The 16,447-nt window shown below is 63.8% G+C and carries 16 protein-coding genes; 5 read left to right on the forward strand and 11 right to left on the reverse strand.

All coding sequences use genetic code 11. The features are described 5' to 3' along the window. The first annotated feature begins 193 nt into the window (after positions 1-193). Complete coding sequence (locus DUPY_RS07615; RefSeq protein ID WP_084640593.1) at positions 194-1,102, forward strand: DUF535 family protein; 909 nt, start codon at positions 194-196, stop codon at positions 1,100-1,102. Positions 1,103-1,124: 22 nt separating this feature from the next. Here DUPY_RS07615 and DUPY_RS07620 read toward each other — a convergent pair whose 3' ends face one another. Next, a complete protein-coding gene (locus DUPY_RS07620) occupies positions 1,125-2,177 on the reverse strand; it encodes a GntR family transcriptional regulator (RefSeq protein WP_307188191.1) in 1,053 nt (350 codons plus the stop codon). On the opposite strand from DUPY_RS07620, the gene DUPY_RS07625 reads away from it, so the two are divergent. The 3 genes from DUPY_RS07625 to DUPY_RS07635 are packed head-to-tail and all read left to right on the forward strand — an operon-like array spanning position 2,121 to position 5,071. After that, entirely contained in the window at positions 2,121-3,491 is a 1,371-nt protein-coding gene (locus tag DUPY_RS07625) for an NAD-dependent succinate-semialdehyde dehydrogenase (protein WP_070247227.1), read from the forward strand. The genes DUPY_RS07620 and DUPY_RS07625 overlap by 57 nt on opposite strands. A 40-nt stretch (positions 3,492-3,531) precedes the next feature. Further along, positions 3,532-3,954 (forward strand): cupin domain-containing protein, encoded by a 423-nt coding sequence (locus DUPY_RS07630; RefSeq protein WP_070247228.1) that lies wholly within the window; start codon positions 3,532-3,534, stop codon positions 3,952-3,954. 25 nt (positions 3,955-3,979) lie between these two features. Beyond that, a complete protein-coding gene (locus DUPY_RS07635) occupies positions 3,980-5,071 on the forward strand; it encodes an isocitrate/isopropylmalate dehydrogenase family protein (protein WP_070247229.1) in 1,092 nt (363 codons plus the stop codon). 24 nt (positions 5,072-5,095) lie between these two features. On the opposite strand, the gene DUPY_RS07640 is transcribed toward DUPY_RS07635, so the two are convergent. The 6 genes from DUPY_RS07640 to DUPY_RS27830 form a co-directional block, all read right to left on the reverse strand. Then, entirely contained in the window at positions 5,096-5,599 is a 504-nt protein-coding gene (locus tag DUPY_RS07640; protein WP_070247230.1) for an arsinothricin resistance N-acetyltransferase ArsN1 family B, read from the reverse strand. 18 nt (positions 5,600-5,617) lie between these two features. Beyond that, entirely contained in the window at positions 5,618-6,349 is a 732-nt protein-coding gene (arsH, locus tag DUPY_RS07645) for an arsenical resistance protein ArsH (RefSeq protein ID WP_070247231.1), read from the reverse strand. 13 nt (positions 6,350-6,362) lie between these two features. Further along, on the reverse strand, positions 6,363-7,643 hold the full coding sequence (locus DUPY_RS07650) for an arsenic transporter (RefSeq protein WP_070247232.1): 1,281 nt from the start codon (positions 7,641-7,643) through the stop codon (positions 6,363-6,365). A 77-nt stretch (positions 7,644-7,720) separates the two neighbouring features. Continuing rightward, positions 7,721-8,215: an arsenate reductase ArsC gene (locus DUPY_RS07655; protein WP_070247233.1), complete on the reverse strand. Its 495-nt coding sequence runs from the start codon at positions 8,213-8,215 to the stop codon at positions 7,721-7,723. A 14-nt stretch (positions 8,216-8,229) separates the two neighbouring features. Continuing rightward, positions 8,230-8,556, reverse strand: a complete 327-nt coding sequence (locus tag DUPY_RS07660) for an ArsR/SmtB family transcription factor (protein ID WP_070247234.1) — start codon at positions 8,554-8,556, stop codon at positions 8,230-8,232. Positions 8,557-8,616: 60 nt separating this feature from the next. Further along, positions 8,617-8,916 (reverse strand): hypothetical protein, encoded by a 300-nt coding sequence (locus DUPY_RS27830; RefSeq protein WP_141749460.1) that lies wholly within the window; start codon positions 8,914-8,916, stop codon positions 8,617-8,619. A 96-nt stretch (positions 8,917-9,012) separates the two neighbouring features. On the opposite strand from DUPY_RS27830, the gene DUPY_RS07665 reads away from it, so the two are divergent. Then, complete coding sequence (locus DUPY_RS07665) at positions 9,013-10,494, forward strand: SulP family inorganic anion transporter (RefSeq protein ID WP_070247235.1); 1,482 nt, start codon at positions 9,013-9,015, stop codon at positions 10,492-10,494. 51 nt (positions 10,495-10,545) lie between these two features. Here the strand turns inward: DUPY_RS07665 and DUPY_RS07670 are convergent, their stop codons facing one another. From DUPY_RS07670 to DUPY_RS07685, 4 genes are all read right to left on the reverse strand, one after another. Then, entirely contained in the window at positions 10,546-12,267 is a 1,722-nt protein-coding gene (locus DUPY_RS07670) for an ABC transporter ATP-binding protein/permease (RefSeq protein WP_141749461.1), read from the reverse strand. Positions 12,268-12,373: 106 nt separating this feature from the next. Next, entirely contained in the window at positions 12,374-14,815 is a 2,442-nt protein-coding gene (locus DUPY_RS07675; protein WP_070247237.1) for a TonB-dependent siderophore receptor, read from the reverse strand. Positions 14,816-14,899: 84 nt separating this feature from the next. Continuing rightward, the gene (locus DUPY_RS07680) at positions 14,900-15,901 is read right to left on the reverse strand and encodes a FecR family protein (protein WP_070247238.1); all 1,002 of its coding nucleotides are present in this window, start codon (positions 15,899-15,901) and stop codon (positions 14,900-14,902) included. Positions 15,902-15,916: 15 nt separating this feature from the next. After that, on the reverse strand, positions 15,917-16,423 hold the full coding sequence (locus DUPY_RS07685; RefSeq protein ID WP_070247239.1) for a sigma-70 family RNA polymerase sigma factor: 507 nt from the start codon (positions 16,421-16,423) through the stop codon (positions 15,917-15,919). Positions 16,424-16,447 lie beyond the last annotated feature (24 nt).

The following is a 16,447-nucleotide window of genomic DNA, read 5'->3' on the forward strand; positions in this document are numbered from 1 at the left end:
GTGTTGTCGGAATGCCGCCAGCTTCCCACTCAATGGTGCAGGTACTTTGTGGAAAGTATCAAGAAATGGTGTGGACCGGGTATCGAGGAGCGTGAAGAACCTGCGCCTCCACCATTTCTCCATCAATCCATCATCGAAACTGCACGGACGAATCGTAACCTGCCTGGCATCATAGCCAACCCAGGTAAAGAATATGTCGCACTTTTCTTCGCAAGTCACGATCCGCTCGGGAGCGCAGGGCAACAGTCGGTTGAGCAGGGCGCGAGAATTGATCAAGCTGCTGGCACGAAGCATTACCCAGCCGCATGCCAGCCATGGCTGGCTCGGACTACTCAATTCGGACCCCATCTTCAGCGACCTGGTCGCGGCCCGTCCGCGCCTGGTGGGCAAGGTATTCCGCCCGTATCTGTCCAATACGTTCGACAGCGGCCAGCGGACGTCGCTGCTGATCGGCCACTATCATTCGGTCTTGCGCGAGGGATGGGGGCCGCTGGTGGTGCAGGCCGCGCGCACGGGCGTGGAGCTGGGCAGCATTCGCGGCAAATCGGGCCACACGCTCAGCATCGTGTTACGTGCGATCGAGCCGATGGACCGCGAGGGCGAGCTGACCTTGCAGCTGATGCATGACGATGTCCATGTTTATTGCTGCGCATTTTCCCTGATCCAATCGGCCAGTGGCATCTACCTGGGTATCGGCTGCCTGCAGGGACCACGCGGCGATACCAGCCTCGACATCGTGCGCGAGGCCACTCGTCAACTTCACGGACTGCGACCGAAAAACCTGCTGCTGAAGGTGATCTCGGCGATCGGCCACCAATACGGCTGCGCCGGCATGCGCCTGGTGGGCAACCGCAACCGCGCCGTGCGCCGCGCCTTAAAGGACGGCAAGGTGCACGCCGACTACGATGCCTTCTGGCTCGAGTGCGGCGCCCAGCGGCGCGCCGATGGCGACTACGACATGCCGTGCGCGCCACTGGCGCCGCCCGATTTCGCCAGTATCGCGTCGAGCAAGCGGTCGGTGGCCAGGCAGCGGTATGAACTGCTGCGCCAATTCACGTCATCCATCAGCGCTACGCTGCAGCATGCGCGCCAGTATGCGTGAGCTGCCACTCCAGCGGGACCGGTCAGCCCGGCGCCTCGGACCGTGCGGATTTCTCATTGGCAGCGTCACGTAAATGCCGGCTTATGAAGTCGGCGGCGGCTTCCTGCTGACCGTCGAGCAGCAGGTCGATCAACACCAGGTGTTCGCGGCAACGCCGCGCTGCAGCTGCACGGTCGAACGACTTTCTGTACTCCATCAGCCGGCGCAAGCTGTTCAAGCGCGTCAGTGCATCGATGATGAAGACATTGCCCGAGCATTCGGCGATGGTTTCATGCAGCTGGGTATTGGCATTGAAGATATCCGCCGCCGACGCATCGTTGATGTGATCGAGCAGTTCGCGTTGTTGCAGTTCGCAGCGCCTGAGCGCGGCCAGGTTGGCGCGGAACGTCGGCTCGAGGATGCCCGCCGACTCGATCAGGATGCGAAAGCGGTAACCCTGGTCATAGGTGTCGGCCGACGTCAGTACTGGCCGGAACTGCCAACCGTGTCCCGGCAGCCGTTCGATCCAGCCCTCCTGCACCATGCGCCGCAGCACGGCCGCCAGTTGCGCGCGCGTGAGGTCGTAGCGGCGCGCAAATTCGTTTTCGGTGACGCGCTCCGGCAGTTTGCCTTCGAGCCGGTCTTCGGCAATCGCGAAGTACGCCTGTTCCAGCGGATCCGGCGCGGTCAGCAGCGCCTCCGGCGTCTGGTGCAGGGCCGCGCCGTGCTCCGAGACGGCGTGGCCGCCATCGTCCTGTTCAGTCAGGATGCCTTCATCGGCCAGGCGTCTTAACGCCTCCCGCACCGGCGAACGCGACACCTTGAAGCGCTCGGCCAGCGCGCGCTCGGTCAGCCGTGCCCCTGTCGGCATGGCGTGTAAAGCGAGGTATTGCTTGATCTGTAAAACCAGATTGTCGGATATGCGGCGCGGCATTGGTATTTTTTTGGCGGCTTGACATGAATAAAAAAACCATTTTACATGGTTTTTTAAGTGCGTAAAATACCAAATAGAGCCGACCCCTTCCCCAGGAAGGAAAACATGATTACATCCACCAATCCCGCAACCGGCGCCGTCCTCGCCCATTATGACGAGCATACCGACGCCGAGGTCGACTGCGCGCTGGCCGCTGCTGTCGCTGCCCAGCGCGCGTGGGCGCAGCAGCCGATTGCGGCGCGAGCGGCGGTGCTGCCGGCTATCGCGCGCGTGCTGCGTGAACGGCGCGGCGCGTATGCCCACATGATCAGCACGGAAATGGGCAAACCGCTGGGCGAAGCGCGCGCCGAGATCGAAAAATGCGCATCAACCTGTGAGCATTATGCGCAGCACGGTCCGGCCTACCTGGCCGATACCGACGTGGCCAGCAACGCCGGGCACAGCTACGTCGCCTACGATCCGCTGGGCGTGGTACTGGCGATCATGCCGTGGAATTACCCGTTCTGGCAGTTCATCCGCTTTGCTGCTCCGGTCCTGGTGGCTGGCAACGGCGCGATCCTGAAACACGCCAACAACGTGCCGCAATGCGCGCTGGCGCTGCAACAGGCCCTGCTGGACGGCGGTGTGCCGGCCGGGCTGGTGACCACGGTGCTGGTCGATGCCAGTCGCGTCAAAGCGCTGATCGACGATCCGCGCATCGCGGCCGTGACACTGACCGGCTCGACCGCCGTGGGCAAGCTGGTCGCTGCGCAGGCAGGCAATGTATTGAAGAAGCAGGTGCTCGAACTGGGCGGCTCCGACGCGTTCATCGTGCTGGCCGATGCCGACATCGGCGCTGCCGCGAAAACCGCCGTCAAGGCGCGCTTCGGCAATACCGGCCAGAGCTGTATTTCGTCCAAGCGCTTCATCGTCGAAGATGCGGTGGCGGACGCCTTCGTGGCGGCGTTTGCCGAGCACACGCGCGCGCTGGTGGTCGGCGACCCGCTCGACGCCGCCACCAACATCGGCCCGCTGGCGCGCGCCAGCCTGGTGGCTGAGCTCGACAGCCAGGTGCAGCGCTCGATCGCCGCCGGCGCCATATTGGTCACCGGCGGCGCCCGCCGCGAGGGCCCCGGCTGCTATTACCTGCCGACCATTCTCGACCACGTTACACCGGCCATGGCGGTGGCGGTGGAGGAGACCTTCGGCCCTGCTGCCGCAGTCCTGCGGGTGAAGAATGCCGATGCGGCGGTGGCGCTGGCCAACGCCACCGAATTCGGCCTGGGCGCCGCCATCTGGAGCGGCGACGTGGTGCGCGCCCGACAACTGGCGCGCCGGGTGGAGGCCGGGGCCGTGTTCATCAATGGGATGGTGGCGTCCGACGCCCGCCTGCCGTTCGGCGGCATCAAGCAATCGGGCTATGGCCGCGAGCCGGGGGAGGCCGGCGCCCGCGAATTTACCAACACCAAGACCATCTGGATAGGCCCGGCACGCTAACCCTTTGCCTCGCCGTTGCTACACACCGTCAGGAGATTTCATGTATCCGATCAGCACCCCATCACACGCCAAACTGCTGCGCCCATCGGCACTGCCGCTGCACGACCGTGGCGGGGGCGCCCGCACCGTCGCGCTGGTATCGCCGGCGCTGGGCGCCACCACCTTTATTTCCGGCATCACCGAGTTCGACCCCGGTACCGAGATTCCTTTTCACAGCCATAACTGCGAAGAAAGCGTAGTGCTGTTCGAAGGCGACGCGGTGATGGACATCGACGGTCGCGAATATGCACTGCAGCCGCTCGACACCACCTTCATTCCGGCCAACGTGGTGCACCGCTTTCGCAACGTCTCGCACAGCAAGCCGATGAAAATCCTGTGGACCTACGCGTCGCCCCAGGCCACGCGCACGCTGCGCGACAACGGTGAAATCCGCGCGGTCGCGCTGGAACACGGCAAACAATAATCTCATTACTTCCCTGGAAAATATTATGCGCATACTCGTACTCCCCGGCGACGGCATCGGTCCTGAAATCACCAGCGGCGCGCTCGAGGTGTTGGCCGCCGCCAACCAGGCGTTCGGGCTTGGCCTCGCATTCGACTTCGACGACATCGGCTTCGTCAGCCTGGCACAGCACGGCACCACCTTGCGCGACGAGGTGCTCGAGCGCGCCCGTGGCTACGACGGTATCGTGCTGGGCACCATCTCGCACGCCGACTATCCGAAACCGAATGCGGGGGGCGTCAACGTCTCGGCGGCGTTTCGCGGCAAGCTCGATTTGTATGCCAACGTGCGTCCGGCCCGGACCCGCAACTTCCTCGAATCGAACCTGCGGGCCGGCAAGACCATGGACCTGGTCATCATGCGCGAAGCCACCGAAGGCTTTTACCCGGATCGCAATATGCACCAGGGCTGGGGCGAAGTGATGCCCACCCCGGACCTGGCGCTGTCCACGCGCAAGATCAGCCGCCATTGCAGTACGCGGATCGCGCGCCGCGCCTTCGAACTGGCCATGAAGCGCAACAAGAAGGTCACCGCCATCCACAAGGCCAACAGCTTCCACATGAGCGACGGCCTGTTTCTCGAAGCGGTGCGCGCGGTGGCGCAGGAGTTCCCGCAAGTGGCGCTCGACGACCTGCTGGTCGATGCGGCCACAGCCCACCTGGTGCGCAACCCGCAGCGTTTCGACGTGCTGGTCACCACCAATTTTTATGGCGACATCCTCAGTGACCTGGCCTCCGAACTGTCGGGCAGCCTGGGCCTGGCCGGTTCGATCATGGCCGGTGACCGTCAGTGCTGCGCGCAGGCCCAGCACGGCTCGGCGCCCGACATCCAGGGCCAGGACCAAGCCAACCCCACCTCGATGATACTGTCCGCCGGCATGTTGCTGCGCTGGCTAGGCGAGCATCACGGTGTCGCAACCCTGGCGCAGGCCGGCGACGCCATTGAAGCGGCCGCCGATACCGTGCTACGCAACCCGTTCAGCCGCACCGCCGACCTGGGTGGGAGTGCCGGTACGCGCGCTTTCAGCCAGGCGGTCGCGCGAGAGCTTGCCCAAGGCGCGCCCTGCGGCGGCAGCTGAGCAACAGCTGATTAGCATCTGATTTCAAGCGGGAAGCGAGGCAAGTGTCTTCTGCCAGTACCCAACGTCGATCCAGCGATCGAGCTTGAAGCCGACTTGCTTGAACTCGCCCACCTTCTCGAAGCCCAGTTTTTCGTGCAGGGCCACGCTGCCGGGATTGGGTAGCGCAATGCCACCGATGACCAGGTGGTAACCATCGTCGATGAGCCGTTGTAACAGCGACGAGTACAACGCCGTGCCCACGCCTTGGCCAGCAAACTCAGGCGCCAGGTAGACGGTGCTTTCCACCGAAAACCGGTAAGCGGGGCGCACGCGCCACTTGGTGGCATAGGCGTAACCGACCACCACGCCGTCGTGCTCGGCCACCAGCCAGGGCAGGCCGGCAGCCTGCAAACCGGCGATGCGGCCTGCCATGTCGGCGTGGGTGACGGCCAATTCTTCAAAGGTGATGGTGGTGCCGAGGATGTAGTGATTGTAGATGTCGGCGACGCTTTGGGCATCGGCGGCTACGGCATCGCGCAGGTGCATGTCGGTTCCTTTATAAAGTCAGATTCTCTTGATGGCGTGGTCGATGGCTTTCATCGAGCGCTCGTTGCGTTCGCTGTAGCGGTCGGTCAGATAATCGGTGCGGCCGCGTAGCAGCAAGGTCATCTTGAACAGTTCTTCCATCACGTCCACCACGCGCTCATAGTAGGCAGACGGCCGCATCCGTCCGTCCTCGTCGAACTCCTTGTACGCCATCGGCACCGACGACTGGTTCGGGATGGTGAACATGCGCATCCAGCGGCCCAGCAGCCGCAGCGTGTTGACCACGTTGAACGACTGCGAGCCGCCGCATACCTGCATCACCGCCAGGGTGCGGCCCTGGCTGGGACGGATGGCGCCCATTTCCAGCGGGATCCAGTCGATCTGGTTTTTCATCACGGCCGTCACGGTGCCATGCCGTTCGGGGCTGCACCATACCTGGCCTTCGGACCACAGGCACAGTTCACGCAGCTCGACCACCTTCGGATGATCTTCCGCCACGCTGCCTGCCATGGGCAGTTCCATCGGATTGAAGATTTTAACGTCGGCGCCGAAGTGCACGAGGATGCGCGCCGCTTCCTCGGTCAGCAGGCGGCTGAACGAGCGCTCCCGCAAAGAGCCGTACAGCATCAGGATGCGTGGCGGGTGGTCCAGGTCGCCGACCGGGGCCAGCTTGTCCATGGTCGGCAGGTCCAGCAGCGCCGGATCGATATTGGGCAGGTCGGCGTCGGGCGCCGTGCGGTTGTCAGTCATGATCGGAACTCCATTAAGCCAGGCGCACTGCCAGTGCGGCCAGGGTGATGAGCAGTACCGGCAGCGTCAATACGATGCCGACACGGAAGTAATAGCCCCAGGAAATCTGGATGCCCTTGCTCGACAGCACGTGCAGCCACAACAGCGTGGCCAGGCTGCCGATCGGCGTGATCTTCGGCCCCAGGTCGCTGCCGATGATGTTGGCGTAAATCATCGCTTCGCGCACCACGCCGGTGGATGTCGTCGCGTCGATTGAGAGCGCGCCGATGAGCACGGTCGGCATATTGTTCATGATCGATGAGAGGATAGCGGTGATCACGCCGGTGCCGAGTGCTGCACCCCAGACGCCGTAGTTGGCGCACTCGTTGAGCACGGCGGTCAGGTAATCGGTGAGGCCGGCGTTGCGCAACCCGTAGACCACCAAATACATGCCGAGGGAGAAGACCACGACCTGCCAGGGGGCGCTGACCAGTACTTCGCGGGTCGAAACCTTGTGTCCACGGGCGGCCATGACCAACAGCAGCAGCGCACCAGCTGCCGCCACCGCGCTGATTGGCACCCCGAGCGACTCGAGCCAGAAGAACCCGGCCAGCAGCAACGCCAGCACCCACCAGCCGGCGACGAAGGTGGCGCGGTCGTGGATGGCCTCGGCAGGCGCCTTCAGTTGTGACAGGTCGTAGTTGGCCGGAATATCCGCGCGGAAGAACCACAGCAGGGCGCCCAGCGTGGCGGCCACGGCCACCAGGTTGACTGGCGCCATCACGGCAGCGTAGCGCGCAAAGCCGATATCGAAGTAATCGGCAGAAACGATGTTGACCAGGTTCGACACCACCAGCGGCAGGCTGGCGGTGTCGGCAATGAAGCCTGCGGCCATCACGAACGCCAGCGTGGCCCTGGCGGAAAACTTCAGGGCGCGCAGCATGGCGATCACGATCGGCGTGAGGATCAGCGCTGCGCCGTCGTTGGCGAACACCGACGCCACGGCCGCGCCCAGCAACACCAGCAGCACGAACAGGCGCTGGCCGCTGCCCCGGCCCCAGCGCGCCACGTGCAAGGCTGCCCATTCGAAGAAGCCGGCCTTGTCCAGTAACAGGCTGATGATGATCACGGCCACGAAGGTGCCGGTGGCGTTCCAGACGATGTGCCACACCACAGGGATGTCGCTAGCGTGGATCACGCCGGCGAGCAGAGCAACAGTGGCGCCAGCGGCAGCGCTCCAGCCGATGCCAAGGCCGCGCGGCTGCCAGATCACCAGGACCAGGGTGGCAAGGAAAATCAAAAAGGCGGGAAGCACGAGCGCTCCTTGTAAATTGTTTCAGACGAGGGGGCGCCGGTCGGCCCTGGGGCCGGCCGTGAATGCGCGGCTGCGGTTCAGGCCAGGATGGTGCCGATCTTGTCGAGTTCGGCCTTGAACTGCGCCCTGTCGTTGGCCAGCTGGTCCAGCGGCAATGCCAGGAACGCCTCGATGCGGGCGCGGATGATGCGGTAGGTTTGCTCGAAGGCGATGTTGATTTCTTCCTCGGTACCGACCACGTGGCCGGGATCGTCAACGCCCCAATGCGTGCGCAGCACCGGGCCGAGGTAGGCCGGGCAGGTTTCACCGGCTGCGCTGCCGCACACGGTGACCACGATGTCTGGTGTCACCGGCAGGTCGTCCCACGATTTGCTGTAGTAGCCCTCGGTCGAGATGCCCTTGCTATGCAACAGCGCAACTGCGCGCGGATGCAGCTTGCCGGCGGGCTGGCTGCCGGCGCTGATCGCCTTCAGGCCGCTTGGGGCGAGATGGTTGAAAGTGGCTTCAGACAGCACGGAACGGCACGAGTTGCCGGTACAGAGGAACAGTACGGTGCAAACATGTTCTTGCATGGGGAGTTCTCCGGTCAGGTGGATGCAGTGGTTTGGCAGGCCGACGGTCCGCAAGGCACGCCGCCGCAACAGTTTTCGGTGAGATAGCCGATCAAGCCGTTCATCACACCGATATCGGCCGAGTAGATGACGAAGCGGCCTTCGCTGCGCGAGGTGATCAACCTGGCGTGCGTCAGTTCCTTGAGGTGAAAGGACAGCGACGACGGCGCGATCTCGAGCTGCTCGGCAATCTTGGTGGCCGCCATGCCGCCGGGGCCAACCTGCACCAGCAACCTGAAAATGGCCAGCCGGCTTTCCTGCGCAATAGCCGCCAGCGCGGCCAGAACCTCTTTGGTATCCATCGTAACTGCTTTCATTATTCAATAATTATGGAAGCATAATAAACTCGATACTTCGACAATTCAATCATTATCGAATATTTTGGGAATCGCGCAGCATATCTCTTTCCCTTGACGAAGACGGTTGCTGAGCTTCAAAATGATGCCCATGACCGCCCAGAACCCTCCATTTGCCCCCGCAGTTTGCGATCCGCGCGCGCCACGCGCCACGCAATGTGCGGCAACAAAGCCCGGGGTTCCCGTGTTCGCCGGCTCGGGTATGCCGCTCGGGTACTTCTGCTCAGTTACTCCGCCGTAACATCTTTTCCTGCCTGATCCAATTTGCACCAGCTCGCTCATGCGGGCATGGTCGCTTTGCGTCATCGTTCTTGCCGTAGTCCGCCTGCGCCTGTCTCCTGGCGCGCGATCGGCTGCATCTTTCAAGTTAACGCCAGCCACACCGGCTGGGAAGGAAAAACCATGTCCCCATCAACCATCCGCCGTGATTGGTTCTCCAATATTCCACATGATCTGCTGGCCGGCGTTGTCGTTGCGCTCGCGTTGATTCCCGAGGCAATCGCCTTCTCCATCATTGCCGGAGTCGATCCCAAGGTCGGCTTGTATGCTTCGTTCTCGATGGCGGTGGTCATCGCTTTTTCCGGGGGACGTCCCGCCATGATTTCAGCCGCTACCGGCGCAATGGCTTTGTTGATGGTCACGCTGGTGAAGGAGCATGGCTTGCAGTACTTGCTGGCCACAACCATTCTGACCGGCGTACTGCAGGTTCTGGCCGGCGCGCTGCGCCTCGGTGTGCTGATGCGCTTTGTCTCGCGCTCGGTGATCACGGGCTTCGTCAATGCACTGGCTATCCTCATTTTCATGGCCCAGTTGCCCGAGCTCACCCATGCCGGTTGGCAAGTGTATGCGTTGACCGGTGCCGGCCTGGCCATCATTTACCTGTTCCCGTACATCACGAAGGCGGTTCCGTCGCCGCTGGTGACGATCGTCGTGCTGACCGCCGTGTCGATGTTCCTCGGTCTCGACGTGCGCACGGTCGGGGACATGGGCAAACTGCCCGACAGCCTGCCTGTTTTCCTCCTGCCCGATATCCCATTGACCTGGCAGACCTTGACCATTATTTTTCCGGTGGCCGCGACACTGGCGGTCGTCGGGTTGCTCGAATCGATGATGACCGCATCAATTGTCGATGACTTGACCGGCACCAACAGCAACAAGAACCGCGAGTGCGTGGGACAGGGCATTGCCAACATCACGACCGGCTTCCTGGGCGGGATGGCCGGCTGCGCGATGATTGGCCAGTCCGTCATCAACGTCAAGTCGGGTGGGCGCGGCCGGTTGTCCGCCTTCGCTGCCGGCGTTTTCCTGTTGCTGATGGTGGTATTCATTGGCGATTGGGTGGCGCGCATCCCGATGGCCGCGCTGGTCGCGGTCATGATCATGGTTGCGATCGGTACCTTCAGTTGGTCCTCGCTGCGCAATCTGCGCGAGCACCCCATCAGTTCAAGTGCCGTGATGCTGGCCACCGTGATCGTCGTCGTCGCGACCCACGACCTGGCCAAGGGCGTGCTGGTGGGGGTGATTCTTTCGGGATTTTTCTTCGCGCACAAGATCGGGGGCATCCTGCACATCAGCTCACGCAGGCAAGACGCGGACCGCGTTCGCACCTACGTGGTGACTGGCCAGGTGTTTTTTGCCTCAGCGGACAACTTCATCAAATCCTTCGATTTCAAGGAAGTCCTCGACACTGTCCGAATAGACCTGGCAGGCGCGCATTTCTGGGACATCACGGCAGTCAGCGCGCTCGACAAGGTTGTGCTCAAGTTCCGCCGCGAGGCTGTTGCTGTCGAGATCATCGGCCTGAATGAAGCAAGCTCTACGTTGGTTGACAGGTTTGCGGTTCACGACAAGCAAGGTGCCGAAGCGATGCTGTCGGCGCATTGAGGAGAAATGGATAGCCCGGGCAATCGAACGGCCGGGACTGTTGGCTACGTGTCACGCCGCCTGCGCCGCACTCGGCACCAGCTCGATGATGTCGTCGTGGTACTTGGCCACCGCAGTGCGGTGCGCCACGCTGATGATGGCGGTGTCGGGCAGTTCGTTGATCAAGGCCTCGTACAGCCTGGCCTCGGTGGCCGGGTCGAGTGCGCTGGTCGCTTCGTCGAGGAAGACGAAGTCGGGCCGTTGCAGCAGCACCCTGGCGAAGGCCACGCGCTGCTGTTCGCCGCCGGACAGCAATTGCTGCCAGTTGTCGCGCGTATGGAGCGACGTGATGCGGCCGCCAAGGCCGCAGGCATCCAGCACGCGGCGGCAGGTGGCGTCGTCGAACTGGTCGGGCATCATCGGGTAGCACATGGCAGCCTTGAAGGTGCCGCTCGGCAGGTAGCTACGCTGCGGCAAAAACATGATGCGGGCCGCGGCCGGCAGCGTGACGGTGCCGGCGCCGTGCTGCCACAGGCCGGCCAGCGTGCGCAGCAGCGTGCTCTTGCCGGTGCCGGACGGGCCGCGCACCAGCGTGCGGCTGCCTGCCGCCAGTTGCAGCGGGGCCACGTCGGCCAGCGCGTCGCCGTCCGGGGTGCGCAGGGTCAGCACGCTGCTGTGTATGCCGTCCTGGCTGGCGCGCGCCACGGTAAAACCGTTCGGCCGCGCCTGCGCCTTGTTGATGGCCCAGGAAAAATCGCGCAGCCGGTTGGCCAGCGCCAGCCACATCGCGAAACTCTTGTACGACTCCTGGAAGTAACCGAGCGACGCGCTCAACTGGCCAAAGGCGCCCACGGCCTGGGTCACGCCGCCCATGGTGATTTCGCCGGCGAAATAGCGCGGCAGGGCGGTCAGCGTGGGCAGTACGGCGAACAGGTGGCCGTAGACAGTCCGGGTCATCTCTAATTTGGCGTTGCGCGCGACCGTGGCCAGCACGTTGTCGCGGATTTTTGCGAAGCGGCGGCGCAAGCGCTGCAATTCGTTGTCGGCGCCGCCGTACAGGGCGATCTGCACGGCGTTTTCGCGCACCTGCATGGCGCTGTAACGGTAGTTCGCTTCCACCGTTTGGCGTTTCATGCCCAGCACGATCAGGCGCTTGCCCACCCAGTGCACCAGCATCAGGTACGCCAGGTTGTAGAGCAGCGCGACATACACCATGTAGCCGGGGATGCGCAGGCTGCCATCGCCGATGGGGATGGTGAGGGTGCCCGACAGCCCCCACAGGACCGCAGTGAAGGCCACGATGTTGACGATCACGTTGATCATGTTGGAGATGTTGACCACGCTGCTGTTGGCAAACAGCCTGACATCTTCGGCGATGTGCTGGTCGGCGTTCGAGAGCGCACCGTCTGGATCGATGTCGTAGTAGGCATTCGAGCTGAACCACTGTTCAAGGTAGTGGTTGCTCAGCCAGGTGCGCCAGTCGAGGTCGATCAGGTCGATGATGGCGGTGCGCACCACGCCCAGTGCACCGACCATCAAGCCGACGCCGATGGTCATCCAGATGACTTTTTTCAGTACATCCCAGCGACGGGCCAGCAGGGCGTCGGTCAGTTCGCCGGTGAGCTCGTTGGCGCGGACGTACAGCCATGACGAGCCGAGCGTGATGGCCAGCCACAACAGCACCAGCAGCCAGGCACGCCAGCGCTTGCGCGCGCCCCAGTAGGGCGCGAACAGGTGCAGCATGCCGGGACGGTCGGTCGCGGCGAGAGAGGATTGATCAGGCGAGGCGCTCACGGTGGATGCAAAAGAATGTGCTGTTGCAGCGCATCATAGCGTCAATAATGAAATGTTTGCAAAGAAACATTACAACAGTGCGCGACCACCGGCGCCGCCACCCTGGCTAGAGCAGTCCGCGCAAGGTGAGCACCAATTCGCGCGGGTTGCCATACACGGCGCCGAAGTTGGTGCGGTCGATGGTGGCGTAATACCGTTTATCGAACAGGTTGTTGACGTTCAGTGCCAGCGTCCAGCGGCGATCGAGGCGGTAGGCTGCGCGTGCGTTCCACAGCGTGTAACCGCCCTGGGTCACGGTTTCGGCCCGCCCCTGGATGCCACTTTGCACATTCATGCCCATCCCCACGCTCAGCGGTCCGCTCAGCTGCTGGTCGCCCCAGACGCGCAGCAAGTGCCTTGGCACTTGCGGGTTGAAGATCTTGCCCTCGTTGGTGTTGTCCTGCAGGTACTTGGTCGTGTTGTAGGTATAACCTGCCGACAGGTTGAGATCGGCGGTGATTTTGCCGCCCACCTCCGCCTCGACCCCCTGGCTTCGTACCTTGCCGGCGGCGCGCGAGCAGTAGTCGCCGTCGCACAGCAGTCCGCCATCGGTGTCGGGCACGGCGCGGTTTTCCTGCAGGTAGCGGAACAGGGCCAGCGAGGCGTTCACGCGTTGCGCGAACAACTGGCCCTTGACGCCAAGTTCGTCATTGGTGCCGACGATGGGGGCCAGCGTGGTTTGCACGGCCGTCCTGCCGGCTTGCGGCACGAACACTTCGGCATAACTGGCGTAACCAGTCCAGTTCGGCGTGAAGGCATACGTCAGGCCGGCATACGGGGTGAACTCGCCCCTGCTCCTGGTGAGGCTGGTATCGGCTCCCCAGCGAGTGACCGACGCGTATTTGTTGCTGTACCAGCTGGTGCGCCCGCCCACGGTCAAGTGCAGGCGGTCGTTCAGCGCGAAACGCGCCGTGCCGTAGAGGCCCTTGCTGGTAACGGTGTAGGCGCCGGTGGACACGCCGCCGGACAGCGCGGCCAGGCGGTCCATGTCGAATCTCGGCTGGTAGGGGTCGGGGTTGAATACATCGACCGTGCCCAGGCCGGTGGCGGCGATGGCGTAGCGGTCGTCCGACGTGTAGCGCGAGTAATTGGCCCCCACGATCACTTCGTGGGCGCGGCCCCAAGCCTGGAACGCGCCATTGAGCGAGGCGTCGAAGCCGGCGTGTTCGCCGGCAAAGTCGGTGGCGACACCGACCCGGGTAGCTCCGGTGCCGGTGGCGCGCCCTATGTTGCCCTGGCCATAGCTGTACAGCGACTTGTTGTGTTCATCCATGTACACCGCGCCCACCTTCAGGCGCCAGTCGTTGTCGAACCGGTGGGCCAGGTCCGCGAACACCCGCGTCTGGCGGTTCGACAGGTCGTTCCAGTCGGCGCCGAGGAAGGTGCCGCGCCGCAGGCCCAGGTCGCCACCGTCCGCGTAGCGCGGCAACCCCGCGAACGACGGCGTGGCATCGGTTCTTTCGTGGCTGACCCCGAAGCCCGCAGTGGTGCGCGCCGTCAGGTCGATATCGATGGCGCCGTAGACCGTCAGGTTCTTGCTGCCCACAAAGTCGATAAACGTGTTGCGCCGGTCGTGGTCGAGGACGGCGCGGCCACGGATGGTGCCGCTCTCGTTGAGCGGTCCGCCGATATCGAGCTGCGCGCCATACAAATCGTGCGACCCCGCCCTGGCAATGACATCCGTGGTTTTTTCCTGCTGTCCGCGCTTGCGCACCAGGTTGACTGCGCCACCCATGCTGTCGGCGCCTTGCCACAGGCCGGCGCTGCCGCGCAGCACTTCGGCCCGCTCATACAGCGCCATGTTTTCGGTGAGGCTGCTTGCCTGCGAATAGAACTGCCGCGTGAGCGGCACGCCATCGTACTGGAGCGATGTGATCGGAAAGCCACGGGCGAAAAAATACTTGCCTGCCATCGGGCTTTGGGTGGTGACCACGCCCGTCACATTTTCCAGCACATCGTACAGCGAGGTCAGGTTTTGATCGTCCATGCGCTGGCGCGTGACCACGCTGACCGATTGCGGAATCTCCTTCAGGGCCTGGCTGGTCTTGCCGATCGACACTGTACGGCGCGTGTAGGAGACCGGGTCGTCGGCCGCATCGGACACCACCGTGACCGCCGCCAGCGTGGTGACCGGCGCACTGGCCCGGGCACTGACAGCGTTCGCAACCAGCATGTATTCGCTGCCATTGCCGGCCACGGCGCGATAGCCGCTCTCGTGCAACAGCAGCGCGAAGCCGTCAGCAATACCATGTTCACCGCGCAAGCCGGCGCTACGCATGCCGTCAAACCGGGCCGGCTCGAACACCAGCCGCACGCCCGAGACGGCCGCAAACTCGGCCAGCACATCACCGAGCGGGCCGGCCGCGATGGCATAGCTGCGCTTGGCTGGCGCCTGTTGCGCATGGACTGAGAGCGGCGCCAGTGACAGGGCGCCGGTACCGATCAGCATCAGGGCCAGGGCAAGAGAGGTCGGGCGCAGGCCGGGTGCGCGGTGAAGGGTAGGTTTCATGGTTGTTCAGTTTCCTGGATCGAAGTGGATGGCAGCGTGCATGGACGCCATTACCCCCTACGCCGGACGAGGCGGAAAAAGTGATCACTTTTTCGTCGAATATTTTTCCGTGGCCGATGTTGGCAGCGGTTCAACCACGGTCCAGTAAGGATGCAAGCGCCTGATGCGCACCGGGAAACGCTGGGCCAGCGTGGCCAGGCTGGCATCGACATCGTCGAGCGCGAGTGCGCCGGACACGCGCAGGTCGGCAATGGACGCAGCGCAGCGCAGAAAGCCGGGACGGTGCCGGTCCAGTTCGGCGATCACGTCCGCCAGGCGCATATTGCGCGCGACCAGCATGCCGTTTTGCCACAGGTAACTGTTGGGATCCACGGCGCCGGACTGCAGCACGGTGGCGTGGTCGAACGTGACCTGCTCCCCGCTGTGTACTAGCCGCGCTTGGCCGCTGCGCGGTGCAATCCGCACCGCATGCTCGATCACGGCCACGCGGGTGGCGCCGTCCGCCAGGCGCACGCTGAAGCGGGTACCCAGTGCTTGCGCCGTGCCGTGCGGTGTTTCCACCAGGAACGGACGGGGAGCGGGGGTGCGGTCGGCATGCGTGACGACCAGGACCTCGCCGGCACGCACGATCACGCGTCGCTCTGTCTCGGTGAACACGACATCGGCGGCACTATTGCCGTTGAGCGTGAGCTCGGTGCCGTCGCCCAGCGTATGGGTCCGCCGCTCCCCCTTGGACGTCGCCACGTCGGCCGTCCATTGCGGCGGCGCCAGCTCGTGCCAGCTGCGCCAGGTCAGCCAGCCTGCCGGCACGGCCACCAGGAGCGCGCCGAGTCTGGCAAGGGTGCGGCGGCGGCTGCCGTGATCGATTCCTTGCAGTGTCGTCATGCCGAGTGGGGACGATACCTGCTCGAAACTGCGATGCATGGCCTCGGCCCTGGCCCACGCCGCTGCGTGCGCGGGGCTGCGCGCGTGCCACTGCGCGAACGCTTGCCGGTCGCTCGCGTGCGGTTCGCCAAAGCACAGGGTGATCACCCAGTCGGCGGCTTCTTCGAGCAGCGCGTAGGGAACCGGCGTGGTGGAAGTCATGGGCGCCGGACCGGGTTATTGTTGCGTGCTCATGCAGGCGAGCAGCGCACGCCGGATGTGGCGGCGCACCGTGATGGCCGGTTTGCCGGTGCGGACGGCAATCTCGGCCAGCGTCATGCCTTCGAGCTGTGCCATCAGGAACATCTGTCGCGTCAACGGCTTCAGCGTGCTGAGCATGTTGTCAACGGCGACCAGTGCTTCGATCAGCATCAGCCTGGTTTCGGGCGAAGGCGCTTCGTGCTCGGCAAGATGGGCGACCGCTTGCAGATACGCCTGTTCGATGTCGCGGCGGCGCCAGTAATCGATCAGCAAACCTTTGGCGATGTGCGTGAGCAGGGCGCGCGATTCGCGCGGCGCTTGCATGGAACGGGTGGTCAGCACGCGGATGAAGGTGTCCTGGGTGAGATCCGCTGCGGTGCCGGTGTCGGCCAGGTGGCGCTGCAACCAGGTGTGCAGCCAGCGGCGATGGGTGCAATACATTTCTGCCACATCGGGGCAGGGGACGGAAGTGACCGCAGACATGGCGCCATATGCAAATGAGAATTA

Source organism: Duganella phyllosphaerae (assembly GCF_001758785.1).
Taxonomy (GTDB): Bacteria; Pseudomonadota; Gammaproteobacteria; order Burkholderiales; family Burkholderiaceae_D; genus Rugamonas; species Rugamonas phyllosphaerae.

What these genes read in the sequence shown, in the direction of transcription:
- DUPY_RS07685 (WP_070247239.1), bottom strand. Translation starts at nt 16,423, where the DNA reads ATGTCTGCGGTCACTTCCGTCCCCTGCCCCGATGTGGCAGAAATGTAT.
- arsH (WP_070247231.1), bottom strand. Translation starts at nt 6,349, where the DNA reads ATGACTGACAACCGCACGGCGCCCGACGCCGACCTGCCCAATATCGAT.
- DUPY_RS07665 (WP_070247235.1), top strand. Translation starts at nt 9,013, where the DNA reads ATGTCCCCATCAACCATCCGCCGTGATTGGTTCTCCAATATTCCACAT.
- DUPY_RS07630 (WP_070247228.1), top strand. Translation starts at nt 3,532, where the DNA reads ATGTATCCGATCAGCACCCCATCACACGCCAAACTGCTGCGCCCATCG.
- DUPY_RS07635 (WP_070247229.1), top strand. Translation starts at nt 3,980, where the DNA reads ATGCGCATACTCGTACTCCCCGGCGACGGCATCGGTCCTGAAATCACC.
- DUPY_RS07655 (WP_070247233.1), bottom strand. Translation starts at nt 8,215, where the DNA reads ATGCAAGAACATGTTTGCACCGTACTGTTCCTCTGTACCGGCAACTCG.
- DUPY_RS07640 (WP_070247230.1), bottom strand. Translation starts at nt 5,599, where the DNA reads ATGCACCTGCGCGATGCCGTAGCCGCCGATGCCCAAAGCGTCGCCGAC.
- DUPY_RS07680 (WP_070247238.1), bottom strand. Translation starts at nt 15,901, where the DNA reads ATGACTTCCACCACGCCGGTTCCCTACGCGCTGCTCGAAGAAGCCGCC.
- DUPY_RS07625 (WP_070247227.1), top strand. Translation starts at nt 2,121, where the DNA reads ATGATTACATCCACCAATCCCGCAACCGGCGCCGTCCTCGCCCATTAT.
- DUPY_RS07660 (WP_070247234.1), bottom strand. Translation starts at nt 8,556, where the DNA reads ATGGATACCAAAGAGGTTCTGGCCGCGCTGGCGGCTATTGCGCAGGAA.
- DUPY_RS07620 (WP_307188191.1), bottom strand. Translation starts at nt 2,177, where the DNA reads ATGCTCGTCATAATGGGCGAGGACGGCGCCGGTTGCGGGATTGGTGGA.
- DUPY_RS07615 (WP_084640593.1), top strand. Translation starts at nt 194, where the DNA reads ATGTCGCACTTTTCTTCGCAAGTCACGATCCGCTCGGGAGCGCAGGGC.
- DUPY_RS27830 (WP_141749460.1), bottom strand. Translation starts at nt 8,916, where the DNA reads ATGACGCAAAGCGACCATGCCCGCATGAGCGAGCTGGTGCAAATTGGA.
- DUPY_RS07675 (WP_070247237.1), bottom strand. Translation starts at nt 14,815, where the DNA reads ATGAAACCTACCCTTCACCGCGCACCCGGCCTGCGCCCGACCTCTCTT.